The following is a 17,699-nucleotide window of genomic DNA, read 5'->3' on the forward strand; positions in this document are numbered from 1 at the left end:
GGCTCAAACCTCTTCGGCGGCCTTCCGGATGGCCTCCACCGCTTCCGGGTTTTCCAAGGCGGAGAGGTCCCCGGGGTCCTGGCCCAGGAAGGCCGCCCGCACCACCCGGCGCATCACCTTGGCGTTCCGGGTCTTGGGCAGGTCGGGGACGAAGAGGACCCGCTCCGGCCTAAGGGGTTTCCCCAAGGCCTCGGCCACCCGCTCGGCCACCTCCTCGGCGAGGGCCTCCGAGGGGGCGAAGCCCGGCTTCAGCACGGCGAAGAGGACGATGGCCTCCCCCTTCACCGGGTGGGGCACACCGATGGCGGCGCACTCCCGCAGGGCGGGATGGGCCATGGCCGCCGTCTCCACCTCGGCGGGGCCCACCCGCTTTCCCGCCACCTTCAGGGTGTCGTCGGAGCGGCCGAGGAGGAAGAAGTGCCCCTCCTCGTCCAGGAGGGCGAAGTCCCCGTGGACCCAGACCCCGGGCACCTTCTTGAAGTAGGTCTCCAGGTACCGGGCCTCGTCCCGCCAGAAGCCCTTCGTCATCCCGGGCCAGGGGGCGAGGACGGCGAGCTCCCCCACCCTCCCCACCGCGGGCCTCCCCTCCTCGTCCAGCACCGCGGCCTTCATCCCGGGCACGGCGGTGTTGAACCCCATGGGCTTGATGGGCCGGAGGAGGACGTTCCCCAGGATGCCCCCCGAGACCTCGGTGCCCCCCGAGTAGTTCACGATGGGAAGGCGCTCCTTGCCCACCACCCGGAAGAACCAGAGGTAGGGCTCGAGGTTCCAGGGCTCTCCCGTGGAGCCGAGGACCCGAAGCGAGGAGAGGTCGTGGCCCTCCACGGGGGCCTCTCCGAAGGGGATGAGGGCCCGCACCAGGGTGGGGGAGAGGCCTAAGTGGGTGAGGCGGTGGGCCGAGGCCATGCGCCAGAGGCGGTCCGGGCCCGGATGGTCCGGCGCCCCGTCGTAGAGGAAGACGGTGGCCCCGAGGATGAGGCCTCCCAGGATGGCCCAGGGCCCCATCATCCAGCCGAGGTCGGTGAACCAGAAGAGGCGGTCCTCCTCCTTGAGGTCAAAGAGGAGGGCGAGGTCCAGGGCGGCCTTCAGGGGGAAGCCCGCGTGGTAGTGGACCGTGCCCTTGGGGCGGCCTGTGGTCCCGGAGGTGTAGATGAGCATGAAGGGGTCCATGCTCTCCATCTCCTCCGGCGGCGAGAGGGGGCCGGCGAGGGCGGCGAGGTCCACCTCCTCCTCCAAGGGGAGGCCGAGACGGCGGACCACGGCCACCTTTTCCGTCCCCGCCATGGCCCTGGCCTTCCGGGCCTCGGGGAGGAGCTCCACCCGGCGCCCCCGGCGGAGGAAACCGTCTTGGACGATGAGGAGCTTGGCCTCGGCGTCCTTGAGGCGGAGGGCGGCGGCCTCCGCCCCGTAGCCCGAGAAGATGGGGACGGCGATCCCCCCGAGGTGGGCCACGGCGAGGAGGGCCAAGGCCGCCTCAAGGCCCATGGGAAGCCATAGCCCCACCCGGTCTCCCCGCCCCACCCCGAGGACCCGGAGGCCCCCTGCGAGCCTTTCCACCTCCCGGCGGGCCTCCCCGTAGGTGAGGCTCCGGACGTGGCCGTCCTCCGTCTCGTGGACGAGGGCGGGCCGGGTGGGGTCGTGGCGCAGGCAGGCCTCCACCAGGTTGAGCCTTCCCCCCACGAAGAAGCGGGGGAAGGGGAAGTGGCCTTCCACCACCCGGGTGTACGGGGCCCGCCAGGGCACGCCGAGCCGGGTGAAGAAGGCGTGGTAGAAGGCCTCGGCCTCCTCCACGCTGTAGCGGTAGAAGGCCTCGTAGTCCTGGAAGCCGAGCTCGGCCATGAAGCGGTCAAGCCAGGTTTCTTGGGCGCGCGCGTCGGGGTACCAGACCGGTTCCATGGCTTACCTCCGTGAAGGGCTCGGCCTCGAGGCCTCGGCGAGGACGCGGAGAAACGCCTTAAGGCCGAGCCGGTCCTCGGGGCGCTTGGCGAGGAGCCGCCTCAGGGCCCGGTCCAAAGGAGGGGGCAGGGGGGTCCGGGGCGGGGGGGTGAGGAGGTGGGCCATCCTCAGGGCCTCCAGGTCCTCCCCTTGGAAGGGCCGCCTGCCCGTGAGGACCTCGTAGGCCAAGACCCCGAAGGCGTAGGCGTCCGAGGCCGGGCTTGGCCTCGCCCCCAGGAGGAGCTCGGGGGCGAGGTAGTGGGGGCTTCCGGCGTACTCCGCGCTTGGGTCGTCCACCCGGCGCAGGGTGCCGAGGTCGCCGAGCTTGTAGACCCCTTGGCCCACGAAGACGTTGGAGGGCTTGACGTCCTGGTGGAGGAGCCCGCGTTCGTGGAGAAAGCCCAGGGCCTCCCCCACGTGGAGGAGGGCCTTCACCGCCTCCTCCCAGGGCAGGGGGCCTTGGCGGAGGCGGTCTTCCAGGGTCCCTTCGGGAAAGTACTCCAGGGCGAGGAAGGCCCCTTCCCCGAAAGGCACCCCCGCCAGGCCCCGGACCAGGTGGGGATGGCGGAGGGAGAGGCTGAAGGACACCTCCCGGGCGAACCGCTCCGCAAGCCTAGGGTCTTGGCGGACCTCCTTCTTCGGGATCTTCAGGGCCACCCGCGTCCCGTCGGGGGCCCGGGCCAGGTGGACCTGGGCCGTCTGGCCCAGGCCCAAGAGCATCTCCAGCCGGAAGTCCCTCCTAGTCAAGGCGGAGAACCTCTCCCGGCTTGAGGGCGTGCCCCTCCACGCCCTTCTCCTTGGCCCGTTGGGCGAAGGCCTCCCCGTCTTGGCGGATGGGGGGGAAGGTGTTGTAGTGGATGGGCACCACCTTTTTGGGCTTGAGGAGCTCCAGGGCCTTCAGGGCGTCCTCAGGGCCCATGGTGAAGTGGTCGCCGATGGGGAGGAGGGCGAGGTCCAGGCCCATCTCCCCGATGAGGCGCATGTCGGAGAAGAGGGCGGTGTCCCCGGCGTGGTAGATGCGCTTGCCCCCAAGCTCCACCACCACGCCCATGGGCATGCCGCCATAGGTGCCGTCGGGGAAGCTGCTGGAGTGCCAGGCGGGGGTCCACTTGAGCCAACCGCCCTCAAAGCGGTAGGTGCCCCCCAGGTTCATGGGGACGCTCTTCGCCCCGTGCTTCTCGGCGTAGGTGGCGATCTCAAAGGTGGAGACCACCACGCCGCCCTTCTTGGAGAGGGCCACGCTGTCCCCGAAGTGGTCCCCGTGGGCGTGGGTGACCAGGATGAGGTCCGCCTGGACCTCCCCCACCCCGAGGGCGGCCATGGGGTTTCCGGTGAGGAAGGGGTCAATGACGATCCGCGTCTTGCCGTCCGTGAGGAGGACCGCCGAGTGGCCGAGATACCGAACCTCCACCATACGCCACCTCCTGCTTCAGGCCCACTATAACGGAGGCCGCGCTCCCGCGGGAAGGCTTTCCTCCAGGGCCTTGGCGAAGAGGGCCTCTAAGATTTTGGCGAAGGCCCTTTCCCCCCAGGTCCGCCCCGGGGGGAGGCGGAGGCGCACCTCCAGCTCCAGCCCCGTGGGCCGGAGCCACCCTTCCACCTCCAAGGAGGGGGGAGGCAGGGGGATGGGCCGGACCCGCTCCCCTTCCAGCCGGGCGGCGAAGGGCAGGTCCAGGGGACCGAGGACGGGGTTCTCGTGGCGGAAGGTCCCCTCTAGCCTTTCCGCCTCCAGGCGGAGCTCAAGGGGAAGGGCGGCGAGGGCCTCGGGGCGGAGGGGCAGGGCGAGCCTCATTCCTCCACCCACTCCACCCGGACCCGGCCTTCCTGCACCAGGCGGCGCATCTCCGCCTCGGGGAGGTTGAGGAGCCTGGGGAGCTCCCGGAACCTGGGCGTGGCCGAGGCCAGCCCTACCCGCACCACCAAGACGTCCTCGTCCTCGGCCCGGCCCATGCGCCAGACCAGATGCTGCCCCAGCTTATCCAGGAGGTCCTTCTCCACGCCTCCAGTTTAGAGGACCTGGAAGACGGCGAACTTGAGGTAGTGGGTCTCCGGGTGGTTGAGGAGGACGGGGTGGTCAAAGGGCTGGCCCCGTTTCTCCACCACCCGGAGGAGGCGGTGGGCGTCCTGGGCGGCCTCGGCCACCATGGCGTAGAAGAGGGGCTCGGTCATGTGGTGGCTGCAACTCGCCGTGGCGAGGATCCCGCCCTCCTTGAGGAGCTTGATGGCCCTAAGGTTGACCTCCTTGTAGGCCCGGTAGGCCCGTTCCACGTCCTTTTTCCCTTTGGCGAAGGCAGGGGGGTCCAGGACCACGAGGTCAAACCGCTCCCTCTCCTTCTCCAGGCGGCGCAGAAGGTCAAAGGCGTTGGCCTCGAGGACCCGGACGTTCCCGAGGCCGTTGAGCCGGGCGTTCTCCTCGGCCCGGCGCAGGGCCTCCGCCGAGGAGTCCACGGCGACCACCTCCCGGAAGCCCAGGGCGAGGTGGAGGGCGAACCCCCCCGCGTAGCTGAAGACGTCCAGGGCCCGCTCCCCCCGGAACCTCTCCATGTAGAGGCGGTTTTCCCGCTGGTCCAGGTAGGCCCCCGTCTTCTGCCCCGCCCTCAGGTCCACCAGGTAGCGCACCCGTCCCTCTTGCACCTGGACCCGCTCCGGCACCTCCCCGAGGAGGGGGCGGACGTAGAGGGGGAGGCCCTCCAGCTCCCGCGTCCGGGCGTCGTTCTTGGCCAGGACGCTTTGGGCGTAAGGCCTTAGCGCCTCCGCCACCTGGGGGAGGAGGCCTTCCCAGGCGTGGGCCGTGGCCTGGACCACCGCGTGCCCGGCGTAGTAGTCCACCACCAGCCCGGGCAGGAGGTCCCCCTCCGCGTGGACCAGGCGGTAGCCGCCCTCGGGGTCCTGGCGGAGGACGGCCTCCCGCCGGGCCAGGGCCTGGGCCAGGTTCTCCAAGAGGGCCGCCACGGGGTCCTCCGCGGGGGCGAAGCGGTAGGCCCGCACCGCGAGGTCGGTGTGGGGGTTGTAGAGGGCGAGGGCGAGGAAGCGCCGCCCCCAGTAGACGGGGTAGAGCCCCGGGGTTTCCGGCCCCGCGACCACGTCCCGGCGAAAGACCCAGAGGTGGCGGGAAAGAAGCCGCGCCGCGCCCTTGGCGTTGACCTGAATCCTCACCGCCTAAGTATACTTAGGCGGGGTTGGTTGACGCGGGCCCGGAGAGCCGGTACCATGACCGGCGGGTTGGCTTTGAGCGCCATTTCACGAGCTGGAGGGGCAATGGGAGGCCTGGGACTTATCAAGAGCCTGGCGGAAAAGGAGAAGCAGCTCCTGGAACGCCTCGAGGCCGCCAAGAAGGAGGCCGAGGAGCGGGTCAAGCGGGCCGAGGCCGAAGCCAAGGCCCTTCTGGAGGAGGCCGAGGCCAAGGCTAAGGCCCTGGAGGCCCAGTACCGGGAGCGGGAGCGGGCGGAGACCGAGGCCCTCCTCGCCCGGCACCGGGAGCGGGCCGAGGCCGAGGCCAAGGCGGTGCGGGAGAAGGCCATGGCCCGGCTGGACGAGGCCGTGGCCTTGGTCCTGAAGGAGGTCCTGCCGTGATCGCCCCCATGGAGAAGCTGGTCCTGGCCGGCCCCAAGGGCCGGGCCAAGGAGCTTCTCCAAAGCCTCCAGCAGGCGGGGGTGGTCCACCTGGAGACGCTCCGCCCCGAGGCCCTTTCCGCCTACCAGCTCTCCCCCGAGGAGCGGGCGGAGCTAAGGCGGTGGGAGGCGGTTTCGGCGGGCGCCGAGCACACCCTAAGCCTTTTGGGCTTGGAGGCGGAGCCCGCAAGGCCCTTCCCCGAGGGGCTGGAGGCGGCCGAGAAGGCCCTTTCCCCCATCCAGGCCCACGCCGAGGGCCTCACCCGCCAAAAGCAGGAGCTGGAGGAAGAGCTCGCCCTGGCCCAGGCCTACCTCGAGCCCCTGGAGCGGCTCACCGCCCTGGCCCACGGCCTGGACAAAAGCCCCTTCCTCCGCGTGATCCCCTTCCTCCTCACCGAGAAGGAGCTTCCCCTGGTGGAGGAGGCCCTGAGGAAGGCCCTGGAGGACCGCTACCTCCTGGCCCACGAGGCCTACGGGGGCGGGGTGGCCGCCTTGGTGGTGGTCCACCGCAAGGAGGTGGACCAGGCCAAGGCCGCCCTTTCCCGGGCGGGGGTGGCGGAGCTTAGGCTTCCCGGGGCCTTGGGGGAGCTTCCCCTCTCCGAGGCGGCGAGGCGGCTCAAGGAGCGGGCCGAGGCCGCTCCCCGGGAGCTTTCCGAGGTGCGCCAGCAGCTGGCCAAGCTCGCCCGGGAGAGCGCCTCCACCCTCCAGAGCCTCTGGACCCGGGCCCAGGACGAGGTGGCCCGGCTTAGGGCCCTGGAGGAGCTGGCCTCGGGCCGCTTCGGCTTCGCCCTCCTGGGCTACGTCCCCGTGAAGGCCAAGCCCAAGGTGGAGGAGGCCCTCGCCCGGCACAAGGAGAGCGTGGTCTACGCCTTTGAACCCGTGGACGAGCACCACGAGGCGGACCGCGTCCCCGTGGCCCTGGACAACCCCCCTTGGGCCAAGCCCTTTGAGCTTTTGGTGAGCTTCCTGAACACCCCCAAGTACGGGACCTTTGACCCCACCCCCGTGGTCCCCGTCTTCTTCCCCTTCTGGTTCGGGATGATCGTGGGGGACATCGGCTACGCCCTCCTCTTCTACCTGGTGGGGCGGTGGCTTTCTGGGTACGTGAGGCGGAACGAGCCCCTGGTCATTGACCTCTTCGCCCTGAAGCTCAAGCCCCAGGTCATCGGCAAGCTGGTCTACATCCTGAACTGGATGGTCTTCTGGACGGTGGTCTGGGGCGTGATCTACGGGGAGTTCTTCGGCACCTTCCTGGAACGCCTCGGGGTTTTCGGCACGCCGGAGCACCCCGGGCTCATCCCCATCCTCATCCCCAGGATTGACACCGCCAAGACCGCCAACCTCCTCATCCTCCTCTCCGTGGCCTTCGGCGTGGTCCTGGTGTTCTTCGGCCTGGCCTTGCGGGCCTACCTGGGCCTCAAGCACCGCCACATGGCCCACTTCTGGGAGGGGGTGGGGTACCTGGGCGGCCTCGTGGGGGTCCTGGCCCTCGCCGCCTCGTACCTCGGTAACCTCCAGGCGGGCTGGCTCCAGGGGCTCATGTACCTGGGCTTCGGCGTCTTCCTGCTTGCGGTCCTCGTGAGCCGGATCTGGCTCATGATCCCGGAGATCTTCACCCAGGCGGGGCACATCCTCTCCCACATCCGTATCTACGCCGTGGGGGCGGCGGGCGGGATCCTCGCCGGCCTCCTCACGGACGTGGGGTTCGCCCTCGCCGAGCGGCTTGGGCTTGTGGGCGTGCTCCTGGGCCTCCTGGTGGCGGGGGTCTTGCACCTTCTCATCCTCCTCCTCACCACCTTGGGCCACATGCTCCAGCCCATCCGTTTGCTTTGGGTGGAGTTCTTCACCAAGTTCGGTTTCTACGAGGAGAACGGCAGGCCATACCGGCCGTTCAAAAGCGTCCGTGAGGCGCAGTAAAGGAGGGAAGTGGGATGAAGAAGCTACTGGTGACGGTTCTTCTGACGGTTTTCGGTGCGTTGGCTTTCGCGGCGGAGGAAGCGGCGGCCTCCGGCGGCCTGGACCGCGGCCTCATCGCCGTGGGCATGGGCTTGGCCGTGGGCCTGGCGGCCCTGGGCACCGGCGTGGCCCAGGCCCGGATCGGCGCGGCGGGCGTGGGGGCCATCGCCGAGGACCGGCGCAACTTCGGTACCGCCCTCATCTTCCTGCTCCTGCCCGAGACCCTGGTGATCTTCGGTCTCCTCATCGCCTTCATCCTCAACGGCAGGCTCTAAGGCGGTCCAGGGGCCCCGCCCTCCTTGGAGGTGGGGCCCCTTCCCGATAGGGAGGGGAAATGTCTAAACTGGAAGCCATTTTGAGCCAGGAGGTGGAGGCCGAGATCCAGGCCCTCCTCCGGGAGGCCGAGGCCAAGGCCGAGGCCGTCAAGCGGGAAGCGGAGGAGAAGGCCAGGGCCCTCCTCCAAGCCCGGGAGCGGGCCCTCGAGGCCCAGTACCGGGCCGCCCTCCGCCGGGCGGAGAGCGCCGGGGAGCTCCTCGTGGCCACGGCCCGCACCCAGGCCAAGGGGGAGGTGCTGGAGGAGGTCCGGCGCCGGGTCCGGGAGGCCCTGGAGGCCCTTCCCAACAAGCCGGAGTGGCCCGAGGTGGTGAGGAAACTGGCCCTGGAGGCCCTGGAGGCCCTCCCCGGGGCCAAGGCCCTGGTGGCCCACCCGGAGGACCTTCCCCACCTCGAGGCCCTGGCCAAGGACCGGGGGGTGGAGCTCAAGGCCGAGCCCGCCCTTCGCCTGGGGGTCCGGGCCGTGGGGGCCGAGGGCAAGACCCAGGTGGAAAACAGCCTCCTCGCCCGGCTTGACCGCGCCTGGGACGCCCTTTCCTCCAAGGTGGCCCAGGCGCTTTGGGGCTAGACGATGGCGGACGACTTCGCCTACCTCAACGCCCGGGTGCGGGTGCGGAGGGGGACCCTCCTCAAGGAGAGCTTCTTCCAGGAGGCCCTGGACCTCTCCTTCGCCGACTTCCTCCGCCTCCTCTCGGAGACGGTGTACGGCGGGGAGCTTGCAGGGCAGGGCCTTCCCGACGTGGACCGGGCCGTGCTCCGCACCCAGGCCAAGCTGGTCGGGGACCTGCCGCGGCTCGTCACCGGGGAGGCGCGGGAGGCGGTGCGGCTCCTCCTCCTGCGGAACGACCTCCACAACCTCCAGGCCCTCCTCCGGGCCAAGGCCACGGGCCGCCCCTTTGAGGAGGTCCTCCTCCTCCCCGGGACCCTGCGGGAGGAGGTTTGGCGCCAGGCCTACGAGGCCCAGGACCCCGCGGGGATGGCCCAGGTGCTCGCCGTGCCCGGCCACCCCTTGGCCCGCGCCTTGAGGGCGGTCCTGCGGGAGACGCAGGACCTCGCCCGGGTGGAGGCCCTCCTCGCCAAGCGCTTCTTTGAGGACGTGGCCAAGGCGGCCAAGGGGCTGGACCAGCCCGCTTTGCGGGACTACCTGGCCTTGGAGGTGGACGCGGAGAACCTGCGCACCGCCTTCAAGCTCCAGGGCTCGGGGCTGGCCCCGGACGCCTTCTTCCTCAAGGGCGGGCGGTTCGTGGACCGAGTCCGGTTCGCCCGGCTCATGGAGGGGGACTACGCCGTGTTGGAGGAGCTTTCCGGCACGCCCTTTTCCGGGCTTTCCGGGGTTCGGGACCTGAAGGCTTTGGAGCGGGGGCTCCGGTGCGTCCTCCTCAGGGAGGCGAAGAAGGGGGTGCAGGACCCCTTGGGGGTGGGGCTCGTCCTCGCCTACGTGAAGGAGCGGGAGTGGGAGGCCGTGCGCCTTAGGCTCCTCGCCCGGAGGGCCTACTTCGGCCTTCCCCGCGCCCAGGTGGAGGAGGAGGTGGTGTGCCCGTGAGGATGGCGGTGATCGCCGATCCCGAGACCGCCCAGGGGTTCCGGCTCGCGGGCCTCGAGGGCTACGGGGCCTCCTCGGCGGAGGAGGCCCGAAGCCTCCTGGAAACCCTCGTTGAACGGGGCGGCTACGCCCTGGTGGCCGTGGACGAGGCGCTCCTTCCCGACCCCGAGCGGGCGGTGGAACGCCTCATGCGGGGCAGGGACCTCCCCGTGCTCCTGCCCATCGCGGGGCTTAAGGAGGCCTTCCAAGGGCACGACGTGGAAGGCTACATGCGGGAGCTGGTGAGGAAGACCATCGGCTTTGACATCAAGCTGTAGAATGGAGGGACGATGATCCAAGGGGTGATCCAGAAGATCGCGGGCCCGGCGGTGATCGCCAAGGGCATGACCGGGGCCCGCATGTACGACATCTGCAAGGTGGGCGAAGAGGGCCTCGTGGGCGAGATCATCCGCCTGGACGGGGACACGGCCTTCGTCCAGGTCTACGAGGACACCTCGGGCCTCAAGGTGGGGGAGCCCGTGGTCTCCACGGGGCTCCCTCTGGCGGTGGAGCTCGGCCCCGGGATGCTGAACGGCATCTACGACGGCATCCAGCGCCCTCTGGAGCGCATCCGGGAGAAGACGGGGATCTACATCACCCGGGGCGTGGTGGTCCACGCCCTGGACCGGGAGAAGAAGTGGGCCTGGACGCCTAGGGTCAAGCCCGGGGACGAGGTTCGGGGGGGTATGGTCCTGGGCACGGTGCCCGAGTTCAGCTTCACCCACAAGATCCTCGTCCCCCCGGACGTGCGGGGCCGGGTCAAGGAGGTGAAGCCCGCCGGGGAGTACACCGTGGAGGAGCCGGTGGTGGTCCTCGAGGACGGCACCGAGCTCAAGATGTACCACACCTGGCCCGTCCGCCGGGCGAGGCCCGTGCAGAGGAAGCTTGACCCCAACACCCCCTTCCTCACGGGGATGCGCATCCTGGACGTCCTCTTCCCCGTGGCCATGGGGGGCACCGCCGCCATCCCCGGGCCCTTCGGCAGCGGCAAGACCGTGACCCAGCAGTCCCTGGCCAAGTGGTCCAACGCCGACGTGGTGGTCTACGTGGGCTGCGGGGAGCGGGGGAACGAGATGACGGACGTGCTGGTGGAGTTCCCCGAGCTCACCGACCCCAAGACCGGGGGGCCCTTGATGCACCGCACCGTCCTCATCGCCAACACCTCCAACATGCCCGTGGCCGCCCGCGAGGCCAGCATCTACGTGGGGGTGACCATCGCCGAGTACTTCCGCGACCAGGGCTTTTCCGTGGCCCTCATGGCCGACTCCACGAGCCGCTGGGCCGAGGCCCTGCGTGAGATCTCCAGCCGCCTCGAGGAGATGCCCGCCGAGGAGGGCTACCCGCCCTACCTCGCCGCCAGGCTCGCCGCCTTCTACGAGCGCTCGGGCAAGGTGATCACCCTGGGGGGCGAGGAGGGGGCGGTGACCATCGTGGGGGCCGTTTCCCCGCCGGGCGGCGACATGTCCGAGCCCGTGACCCAGTCCACCTTGAGGATCGTGGGGGCCTTCTGGCGGCTTGACGCCTCCCTGGCCTTCCGCCGCCACTTCCCCGCCATCAACTGGAACGGCTCCTACAGCCTCTTCACCTCCGCCCTTGACCCCTGGTACCGGGAGAACGTGGCCGAGGACTACCCTGAGCTCCGCGACGCCATCTCCGAGCTTCTGCAGCGGGAGGCGGGCCTCCAGGAGATCGTCCAGCTCGTGGGGCCGGACGCCCTCCAGGACGCCGAGCGCCTCGTCATTGAGGTGGGCCGGATCATCCGCGAGGACTTCCTGCAGCAGAACGCCTACCACGAGGTGGACGCCTACTGCTCCATGAAGAAGGCCTACGGGATCATGAAGATGATCCTCACCTTCTACAAGGAGGCGGAGGCGGCCATCAAGCGGGGGGTTTCCATAGACGAGATCCTGCAGCTCCCCGTGGTTGAGCGCATCGGCCGCGCCCGCTACGTGAGCGAGGAGGAGTTCCCCCGCTACTTTGAGCAGGCCATGGAGGAGATCCAGGGAGCCTTCAAGGCCCTGGCGTAGGGAGGGAAGATGGACCTCTTGAAGAAGGAGTACACGGGCATCACCTACATCTCGGGGCCCTTGCTCTTCGTGGAGAACGCCAAGGACCTGGCCTACGGGGCCATTGTGGACATCAAGGACGGCACGGGCCGGGTCCGCGGCGGCCAGGTGATTGAGGTCTCCGAGGAGTACGCCGTCATCCAGGTGTTTGAGGAGACCACGGGCCTGGACCTGGCCACCACCAGCGTGAGCCTGGTGGAGGACGTGGCCCGGCTTGGGGTCTCCAAGGAGATGCTGGGCCGCCGCTTCAACGGCATCGGCAAGCCCATAGACGGCCTGCCGCCCATCACCCCGGAGAAGCGGCTTCCCATCACCGGCCTTCCCTTGAACCCCGTGGCCCGGAGGAAGCCGGAGCAGTTCATCCAGACGGGCATCTCCACCATTGACGTGATGAACACCCTGGTCCGGGGGCAGAAGCTTCCCATCTTCTCCGGCTCGGGCCTCCCCGCCAACGAGATCGCCGCCCAGATCGCCCGCCAGGCCACGGTGCGCCCCGACCTCTCCGGGGAGGGGGAGAAGGAGGAGCCCTTCGCCGTGGTCTTCGCCGCCATGGGGATCACGCAGCGGGAGCTCTCCTACTTCATCCAGGAGTTTGAGCGCACCGGGGCCCTAAGCCGCTCCGTCCTCTTCCTGAACAAGGCGGACGACCCCACCATTGAGCGCATCCTCACCCCCCGCATGGCCCTCACCGTGGCCGAGTACCTGGCCTTTGAGCACGACTACCACGTCCTCGTCATCCTCACGGACATGACCAACTACTGCGAGGCCCTGCGGGAGATCGGGGCCGCCCGCGAGGAGATCCCGGGCCGCCGCGGCTACCCCGGCTACATGTACACCGACCTGGCCACCATCTACGAGCGCGCCGGGGTGGTGCAGGGGAAGAAGGGGAGCGTGACCCAGATCCCCATCCTCTCCATGCCCGACGACGACCGCACCCACCCCATCCCCGACCTCACGGGCTACATCACCGAGGGGCAGATCCAGCTCTCCCGGGAGCTCCACCGCAAGGGCATCTACCCGCCCATTGACCCCTTGCCCTCCCTCTCCCGGCTCATGAACAACGGCGTGGGCAAGGGCAAGACCCGGGAGGACCACAAGCAGGTCTCCGACCAGCTCTACTCCGCCTACGCCAACGGGGTGGACATAAGGAAGCTCGTGGCCATCATCGGCGAGGACGCCCTCACGGAGAACGACCGCCGCTACCTCCAGTTCGCCGACGCCTTTGAGAAGCACTTCATCAACCAGGGGCAGCAGAACCGCTCCATTGAGGAGAGCCTGCAGATCGCCTGGGCCCTCCTCTCCATGCTGCCCCAGGGCGAGCTCAAGCGCATCTCCAAGGACCACATCGGCAAGTACTACGGCCAGAAGCTGGAGGAGATCTGGGGCGCGCCCCAGGCCCTGGACTAGGGGAGGGTAGATGAGCCAGGTGAGCCCCACCCGGATGAACCTTCTGCAAAGGCGGGGGCAGCTCCGCCTGGCGCAGAAGGGGGTGGACCTCCTCAAGAAGAAGCGGGACGCCCTGGTGGCCGAGTTCTTCGGCCTGGTGCGGGAGGCCCTGGAGGCCAGGAAGGCCCTGGACCAGGCGGCCAAGGAGGCCTACGCCGCCCTCCTCCTGGCCCAGGCCTTTGACGGGCCGGAGGTGGTGGCGGGGGCGGCCCTCGGGGTTCCGCCCCTCGAGGGGGTGGAGGCGGAGGTGGAGAACGTCTGGGGGAGCAAGGTGCCGAGGCTCAAGGCCGCCTTCCCCGACGGGGCCCTCCTTTCCCCCGTGGGGACCCCGGCCTACACCCTCGAGGCCAGCCGCGCCTTCCGCCGCTACGCCGAGGCCCTGATCCGGGTGGCCAACACCGAAACCCGCTTGAAGAAGATCGGGGAGGAGATCAAGAAGACCACGCGGCGGGTGAACGCCCTGGAGCAGGTGGTGATCCCGGGGATCCGCGCCCAGATCCGCTTCATCCAGCAGGTCCTGGAGCAAAGGGAGCGGGAGGACACCTTCCGCCTCAAGCGCATCAAGGGCAAGATTGAGGCCCGGGAGGCCGAGGAGGAGGGCGGCCGGCCCAACCCGCAGCTGGAGATCGGGGCGGGCCTTTAAACCCCCTAGAGGGGCCCGGGGAGCTTCAGGCCCCCCGGGCTTTTTCTTGACTCGGTGCAAGGTCCTGCGGTAGCTTGGACGTGGAGGGTACAAATGAAGCGGCTTATCGCGCTGGTTCTCCTTTTCGCCTTGGCCCTGGCCCAGGGCCTCGAGGCCTTCTGGAAGGCGGTGGAGGTGCCCGGTGGGGTCTGCGCCGACGGCTCCCCCTACCGCTTCTACGTGAGCCCCGGGGACCCAAAGAAGGTGGTCATTGACTTCCAGGGGGGCGGGGCCTGCTGGGACCAGGCCACCTGCAACCCCCAAAGCCCCACCTACCGCAAGCGGGTGGACGTGCAGGAGCTCTACCTCGCCCAGGGCATCTACAACCGGATGAGCGTGGCCAACCCCTTCTTCGGCTGGACCCACGTCTTCGTCCCCTACTGCACGGGGGACCTCCACGTGGGCCGGGCCACGGTGGACTACGGGGGCTTCAAGGTCCACCACCAGGGGGCGCGGAACGCCCAGGCCGCCTTGGAGTACGTCTTCCGCAACCACACGAACCCCGAGCGGGTCTTCGTCACGGGGTGCAGCGCCGGGGCCTACGGGGCGGTGCTTTGGGCGGACAAGGTCCTCGCCACCTACAAAAACGCCCAGATCGCCGTCTGCGGCGACGCCGGGGTGGGGGTGGTCACGGGGGACTTCCCGGGCTTTGCCGTCTGGAACCCGCGCCTCCCCGAGCTTTCCGGCCTCTCCTCCCCGCCCAAGGTCGCGGAGGTCTACCGCGCCCTGGCCCAGGCCTACCCCAAGGCGGTCCTCGCCCAGTACACCACCCTCTTGGACGGGACCCAGATCTACTTCTACGCCCTCATGAAGAAGGAGGCCGCCCCCAGCGAGGCCACGGCCCGGGAGTGGGCCGCTTCGGCCCAGGAGGCCGTCTTAACCCCGTCCCAGGCGCCCAACTACACCTTCTACCTCGCCCCGGGAGGCCAGCACTGCATCCTCCCCCGGCCCGAGCTCTACACCTTGAAGGTGGGGGAGGTAAGCTTCCTGGAGTGGCTCAAGGCCCTTGCCGAGGGGAAGACCCCTCCCCGGGTGCGCCCCTGAGGCCGAAGGCGGCGAACCAGGACTTAAGCTCCGGGTAAAGCTCTAGGAGAAGGCGGTGGCCCTTCTTGCGGTCCAGGGGGGCCGCCGCCAAAAAGGCCTTAAGGAGGCGGTCTTGGTCCTTCTGCCGAAGCTCCTCCGCCTTCAGGGTGAAGTGGGCCTGGAACCAGAGGGCGCTTTCCAGGCCGCCCCGCCTCCCCTCGTAGGCGGAGAGGCTCCGCTTTTGGGGCTTCAGCCCCGAGAGGTACCGGCTCCAGGCGAGAAGGGTTTCCAGGAGGTCTTTTTGGGGCGCAAGGCCCAGGAGGAAGAGGTAGTTGGCGAAGAACTCGTCCAGCCACCGGGCCCCCGTGCGGAGCCTCCAGGCCACCTGGACGGCGTGGGCGTACTCGTGTCCCAGGTTGAGGTCCAAGAAGGCCGGGATCTCTCCCGGAGGCGGCCCCAGGGGGAGGAGGACCTCCCTCAGGCGGTGGAGGAGCCTTTCCGGGTAGGCGAGGGGGGCGTAGACGGAAAGCCCTTCGGGCCCCGCGTGCTGGAAGGGGAGGCCGTAGGGGTAGGGAAGCCTCGCCCGCCAGTCCTTCTCCGAGAGGACGAAGAGGCGCACCGGGGGGAGGGGAGCATAGCGGACGTAGACCTCCCTTAGGGAGAGGAGGTAGTCCTGGAGGGCCTTGGCCCTTAGGGCCCCGCCCTCGGAGAAGAAGGCGGGGAGGTGGGGGTGGGGGAGGGCCCGCATCAGATCACTTCCCGGAAGCCCACCCGCTCCGCCTGGGCCCTGAGCTCCTCCTTGAGGGCCCGATGCTCGGGGAGGTCCAGGGTGGGGTCCTTCTCCACGATGGCCTTGGCCAGGGCCCGGGCCTTCTCAATGATCCCCGTGTCCTCGGCGAGGTCGCCGAGCCTGAGCTCGGGGTACCCGGACTGCCGCGTGCCGCGAAGCTCCCCGGGTCCCCTGAGCTTCAGGTCCATCTCGGCGATGTAAAAGCCGTCCGTGGACTCCTCCAGGATCTTGAGGCGCTTCAGGGTCTTCGGGCCCGCCTCTCCCGCGAGGAAGATGGCGTAGCCCTGTAGCCCCCCTCGGCCCACCCGGCCCCTTAGCTGGTGGAGCTGGGCGAGGCCGAAGCGCTCGGCGTTTTCCACGATGATGAGGGTGGCCCTGGGGATGTCCACCCCCACCTCCACCACGGTGGTGGAGACCAATAGGTCGTAGTCCCCCCGCCGGAAGGCCTCCATGACCTCGTCCTTCTCCCGGGCGGGCATCCTCCCGTGGAGGAGGGCCAGGCGCACCCCGGGGAGGAGGCCTTTAAGCTCCTCGTAGAGGGTGGTGGCCGCCTTGAGGTCCAGCTCCTCGCTCTCCTCAATGGCCGGGGCCACCACGAAGACCTGGTGGCCCTTCCTCACCTCCTCCCGGGCGAAGGCGTAGGCCTGGAGGCGGAGGCGGTGGGGGAGGACCTTGGTCTTCACCGGGGTCCTTCCGGGAGGCATCTCGTCCAGGACGCTCACCTCCAGGTCCCCGTAGAGGGTTAAGGCCAGGGAGCGGGGGATGGGGGTGGCGGACATGACGAGGACGTCCGGCGGCGTCTGGGCCAGCTTGAGGAGGGCCCGGCGCTGCAGGACCCCAAAGCGGTGCTCCTCGTCCACCACGGCGAGGCCCAGGTCCCTAAACCCCACCCCCTCCTGGATGAGGGCGTGGGTGCCCACGGCCACCTGGGCCTCCCCCGAGAGGAGGCGGGCCAGGGCGGCCTCCTTCTCCTTGGCGGTCATGGAGCCCAGGAGGAGCTCCACCCTCACCCCCAAGGGGAAGAGGTAGCGGGTGAGGTTCTGGTAGTGCTGCCGGGCCAGGATCTCCGTGGGGGCCATGAGGGCCCCTTGGGCCCCGTTTTGGGCGGCCAGGAAGAGGGCGAAGGCCGCCACCACCGTCTTCCCCGAGCCCACGTCCCCCTGGAGGAGGCGGGCCATCTGGCGGGGGCTTTGCATGTCCTTGGCGATCTCCCCCATGACCCTCTCCTGGGCCCGGGTGAGGGGGAAGGGAAGGGCCTTCTTGAAGGCCTCCACCCAGGCCGCCTCCACCCGGAAGCTCCGGCCGAGCACCGGCCCTCCCGCCTCCAGGAGGGCCTTGAGTTCCAGGAGGAGGTACTCGTCAAACTTCAGGCGGAGGAGGGCCCGCTTCAGGGCCTCCTCGTCCTCGGGGAAGTGGATGTGCCTTAGGGCCTCGGCGTAGGGCATGAGGCCCAGGCCCTCCCGGTAGGCCTCCAGGGGGTCGGGGAGGGGGAGGGCGAGCTCCAGGGCCTTGTGGACGGTGCGGCGGAGGAAGGCCTGGCTGATTCCCTCCTTGGCGGGGTAGATGGGGACGATCCGCCCGGTGGAGAGGGACTCGGTGCCCTCGTCCTCAAAGTGCTCCACGTAAAGGAGGACCCCGTTTCGCCGCCCCACCCTCCCGGTGACGATGAGGGTGGCCCCCTCCTCAATCTGGGAGAGGACCCAGGGCTGGTTGAACCAGACCAGGGTGAGGCGCCACCCCCAGGCGTCCTGGGCCTTCACCTGGACGAGCTGCATCCCCTTCCTGGGAGTCTTGACGAGCTCCTTGGCGAGGACCTTCACCGCCAGGGTGGCCTTCTGCCCCTCCTCCAGGTAGCGCACCCCCGGGAGGGCCCGGCGGTCCTCGTAGCGGCGGGGGTAGTTGTGGAGCACGTCCCGCACCGTGCGCAGGCCGAGCTCGGAAAGCTTCCTCCGGCTTTGCGGGGGGGCGAGGAGGTGGGCGGGGTCGGAGGGGGCAAGCCTCCTGGGGGAGGCCTGCGCCTGGCCCTGAGGGGGGTTCTGGTCTTCCAGGAGGCGGAGGGCTTCTTGCAAGACCCGCTTCCGCTCCTCCGGGGGCCTTTCCCCGTAGCCTCGGAAGAGCTCCAGGAGCTTGGGGAAGGGGCGGGCGAGGTTCTGCACCAAGGCCTCGAGGCCCCCCACCACCACCCGGTCCCTGGCCCCGTCCTGGAGCTCCCGGAGAAGGGGCCTGAGGAGCCTGGCCTTGAGCTCCTCTTGCGTCACGCCTTCCATGATACCCT

General features: G+C 69.5%; 18 protein-coding genes. 10 read left to right on the forward strand and 8 right to left on the reverse strand.

Annotated elements, in window-relative coordinates; translation table 11 throughout:
- Positions 1 to 3 precede the first annotated feature (3 nt).
- Genes TthTMY_RS03430 through TthTMY_RS03455 form a run of 6 tightly spaced genes read right to left on the reverse strand, consistent with a single transcriptional unit; the run spans position 4 to position 5,091 of the window.
- Positions 4 to 1,896 (reverse strand): AMP-binding protein, encoded by a 1,893-nt coding sequence (locus TthTMY_RS03430; protein ID WP_096412467.1) that lies wholly within the window; start codon positions 1,894 to 1,896, stop codon positions 4 to 6.
- A 3-nt stretch (positions 1,897 to 1,899) separates the two neighbouring features.
- Positions 1,900 to 2,682: a serine/threonine-protein kinase gene (locus tag TthTMY_RS03435; RefSeq protein WP_096412470.1), complete on the reverse strand. Its 783-nt coding sequence runs from the start codon at positions 2,680 to 2,682 to the stop codon at positions 1,900 to 1,902.
- Complete coding sequence (locus tag TthTMY_RS03440) at positions 2,675 to 3,349, reverse strand: metal-dependent hydrolase (protein WP_096412473.1); 675 nt, start codon at positions 3,347 to 3,349, stop codon at positions 2,675 to 2,677. Before TthTMY_RS03440 ends, TthTMY_RS03435 begins: the two co-directional genes overlap by 8 nt.
- A 24-nt stretch (positions 3,350 to 3,373) precedes the next feature.
- Complete coding sequence (locus TthTMY_RS03445) at positions 3,374 to 3,727, reverse strand: DUF3809 family protein (RefSeq protein ID WP_096412476.1); 354 nt, start codon at positions 3,725 to 3,727, stop codon at positions 3,374 to 3,376.
- Positions 3,724 to 3,933 carry a DUF3248 domain-containing protein gene (locus tag TthTMY_RS03450; RefSeq protein ID WP_011173341.1) on the reverse strand — a complete coding sequence of 70 codons (210 nt, stop codon included), beginning with the start codon at positions 3,931 to 3,933 and terminating at the stop codon, positions 3,724 to 3,726. The genes TthTMY_RS03445 and TthTMY_RS03450 overlap by 4 nt, the downstream gene beginning before the upstream one ends.
- 9 nt (positions 3,934 to 3,942) lie before the next feature.
- Positions 3,943 to 5,091 carry a class I SAM-dependent rRNA methyltransferase gene (locus TthTMY_RS03455; protein ID WP_096412478.1) on the reverse strand — a complete coding sequence of 383 codons (1,149 nt, stop codon included), beginning with the start codon at positions 5,089 to 5,091 and terminating at the stop codon, positions 3,943 to 3,945.
- A gap of 102 nt (positions 5,092 to 5,193) precedes the next feature.
- Here TthTMY_RS03455 and TthTMY_RS03460 point away from each other — a divergent pair, with 102 nt between their 5' ends.
- The 10 genes from TthTMY_RS03460 (at position 5,194) to TthTMY_RS03505 (ending at position 14,655) form a co-directional block, all read left to right on the forward strand.
- On the forward strand, positions 5,194 to 5,508 hold the full coding sequence (locus TthTMY_RS03460; protein ID WP_172844684.1) for a V-type ATPase subunit subunit G family protein: 315 nt from the start codon (positions 5,194 to 5,196) through the stop codon (positions 5,506 to 5,508).
- Positions 5,505 to 7,463 (forward strand): V-type ATP synthase subunit I, encoded by a 1,959-nt coding sequence (locus TthTMY_RS03465; protein WP_096412484.1) that lies wholly within the window; start codon positions 5,505 to 5,507, stop codon positions 7,461 to 7,463. Before TthTMY_RS03460 ends, TthTMY_RS03465 begins: the two co-directional genes overlap by 4 nt.
- A 14-nt stretch (positions 7,464 to 7,477) precedes the next feature.
- Entirely contained in the window at positions 7,478 to 7,777 is a 300-nt protein-coding gene (locus TthTMY_RS03470) for a F0F1 ATP synthase subunit C (RefSeq protein WP_096412487.1), read from the forward strand.
- 59 nt (positions 7,778 to 7,836) lie between these two features.
- Positions 7,837 to 8,403, forward strand: coding sequence for a V-type ATP synthase subunit E (locus TthTMY_RS03475; RefSeq protein WP_096412490.1), 567 nt, complete (start codon positions 7,837 to 7,839; stop codon positions 8,401 to 8,403).
- 3 nt (positions 8,404 to 8,406) lie between these two features.
- Positions 8,407 to 9,378, forward strand: coding sequence for a V-type ATPase subunit (locus TthTMY_RS03480; RefSeq protein WP_223903414.1), 972 nt, complete (start codon positions 8,407 to 8,409; stop codon positions 9,376 to 9,378).
- 2 nt (positions 9,379 to 9,380) lie between these two features.
- Positions 9,381 to 9,695, forward strand: a complete 315-nt coding sequence (gene atpF / locus TthTMY_RS03485) for a V-type ATP synthase subunit F (RefSeq protein WP_081490813.1) — start codon at positions 9,381 to 9,383, stop codon at positions 9,693 to 9,695.
- Positions 9,696 to 9,707: 12 nt separating this feature from the next.
- Positions 9,708 to 11,444: a V-type ATP synthase subunit A gene (locus tag TthTMY_RS03490; RefSeq protein ID WP_223903415.1), complete on the forward strand. Its 1,737-nt coding sequence runs from the start codon at positions 9,708 to 9,710 to the stop codon at positions 11,442 to 11,444.
- A gap of 9 nt (positions 11,445 to 11,453) precedes the next feature.
- Entirely contained in the window at positions 11,454 to 12,890 is a 1,437-nt protein-coding gene (locus TthTMY_RS03495; RefSeq protein ID WP_096412494.1) for a V-type ATP synthase subunit B, read from the forward strand.
- A gap of 10 nt (positions 12,891 to 12,900) precedes the next feature.
- On the forward strand, positions 12,901 to 13,572 hold the full coding sequence (gene atpD, locus TthTMY_RS03500; protein WP_096412497.1) for a V-type ATP synthase subunit D: 672 nt from the start codon (positions 12,901 to 12,903) through the stop codon (positions 13,570 to 13,572).
- 93 nt (positions 13,573 to 13,665) lie between these two features.
- Entirely contained in the window at positions 13,666 to 14,655 is a 990-nt protein-coding gene (locus TthTMY_RS03505) for a pectin acetylesterase-family hydrolase (RefSeq protein WP_096412499.1), read from the forward strand.
- Here TthTMY_RS03505 and TthTMY_RS03510 read toward each other — a convergent pair.
- Both TthTMY_RS03510 and recG read right to left on the reverse strand, forming a co-directional pair.
- Positions 14,609 to 15,382 carry a hypothetical protein gene (locus TthTMY_RS03510; RefSeq protein WP_096412503.1) on the reverse strand — a complete coding sequence of 258 codons (774 nt, stop codon included), beginning with the start codon at positions 15,380 to 15,382 and terminating at the stop codon, positions 14,609 to 14,611. The genes TthTMY_RS03505 and TthTMY_RS03510 overlap by 47 nt on opposite strands.
- Entirely contained in the window at positions 15,382 to 17,691 is a 2,310-nt protein-coding gene (gene recG, locus TthTMY_RS03515) for an ATP-dependent DNA helicase RecG (protein ID WP_223903416.1), read from the reverse strand. The genes TthTMY_RS03510 and recG overlap by 1 nt, the downstream gene beginning before the upstream one ends.
- Between the last annotated feature and the right edge of the window lie 8 nt (positions 17,692 to 17,699).

It is taken from the genome of Thermus thermophilus, assembly GCF_019974155.1.
Taxonomy (GTDB): Bacteria; Deinococcota; Deinococci; order Deinococcales; family Thermaceae; genus Thermus; species Thermus thermophilus_C.

Bases quoted from the DNA above. Each gene is read 5' to 3' on its own strand.
- atpF (WP_081490813.1), top strand. From the start codon at position 9,381: ATGGCGGTGATCGCCGATCCCGAGACCGCCCAGGGGTTCCGGCTCGCG.
- TthTMY_RS03445 (WP_096412476.1), bottom strand. From the start codon at position 3,727: ATGAGGCTCGCCCTGCCCCTCCGCCCCGAGGCCCTCGCCGCCCTTCCC.
- TthTMY_RS03470 (WP_096412487.1), top strand. From the start codon at position 7,478: ATGAAGAAGCTACTGGTGACGGTTCTTCTGACGGTTTTCGGTGCGTTG.
- TthTMY_RS03505 (WP_096412499.1), top strand. From the start codon at position 13,666: ATGAAGCGGCTTATCGCGCTGGTTCTCCTTTTCGCCTTGGCCCTGGCC.
- TthTMY_RS03460 (WP_172844684.1), top strand. From the start codon at position 5,194: ATGGGAGGCCTGGGACTTATCAAGAGCCTGGCGGAAAAGGAGAAGCAG.
- recG (WP_223903416.1), bottom strand. From the start codon at position 17,691: ATGGAAGGCGTGACGCAAGAGGAGCTCAAGGCCAGGCTCCTCAGGCCC.
- TthTMY_RS03430 (WP_096412467.1), bottom strand. From the start codon at position 1,896: ATGGAACCGGTCTGGTACCCCGACGCGCGCGCCCAAGAAACCTGGCTT.
- TthTMY_RS03495 (WP_096412494.1), top strand. From the start codon at position 11,454: ATGGACCTCTTGAAGAAGGAGTACACGGGCATCACCTACATCTCGGGG.
- TthTMY_RS03475 (WP_096412490.1), top strand. From the start codon at position 7,837: ATGTCTAAACTGGAAGCCATTTTGAGCCAGGAGGTGGAGGCCGAGATC.
- TthTMY_RS03490 (WP_223903415.1), top strand. From the start codon at position 9,708: ATGATCCAAGGGGTGATCCAGAAGATCGCGGGCCCGGCGGTGATCGCC.
- TthTMY_RS03510 (WP_096412503.1), bottom strand. From the start codon at position 15,382: ATGCGGGCCCTCCCCCACCCCCACCTCCCCGCCTTCTTCTCCGAGGGC.
- atpD (WP_096412497.1), top strand. From the start codon at position 12,901: ATGAGCCAGGTGAGCCCCACCCGGATGAACCTTCTGCAAAGGCGGGGG.
- TthTMY_RS03480 (WP_223903414.1), top strand. From the start codon at position 8,407: ATGGCGGACGACTTCGCCTACCTCAACGCCCGGGTGCGGGTGCGGAGG.
- TthTMY_RS03440 (WP_096412473.1), bottom strand. From the start codon at position 3,349: ATGGTGGAGGTTCGGTATCTCGGCCACTCGGCGGTCCTCCTCACGGAC.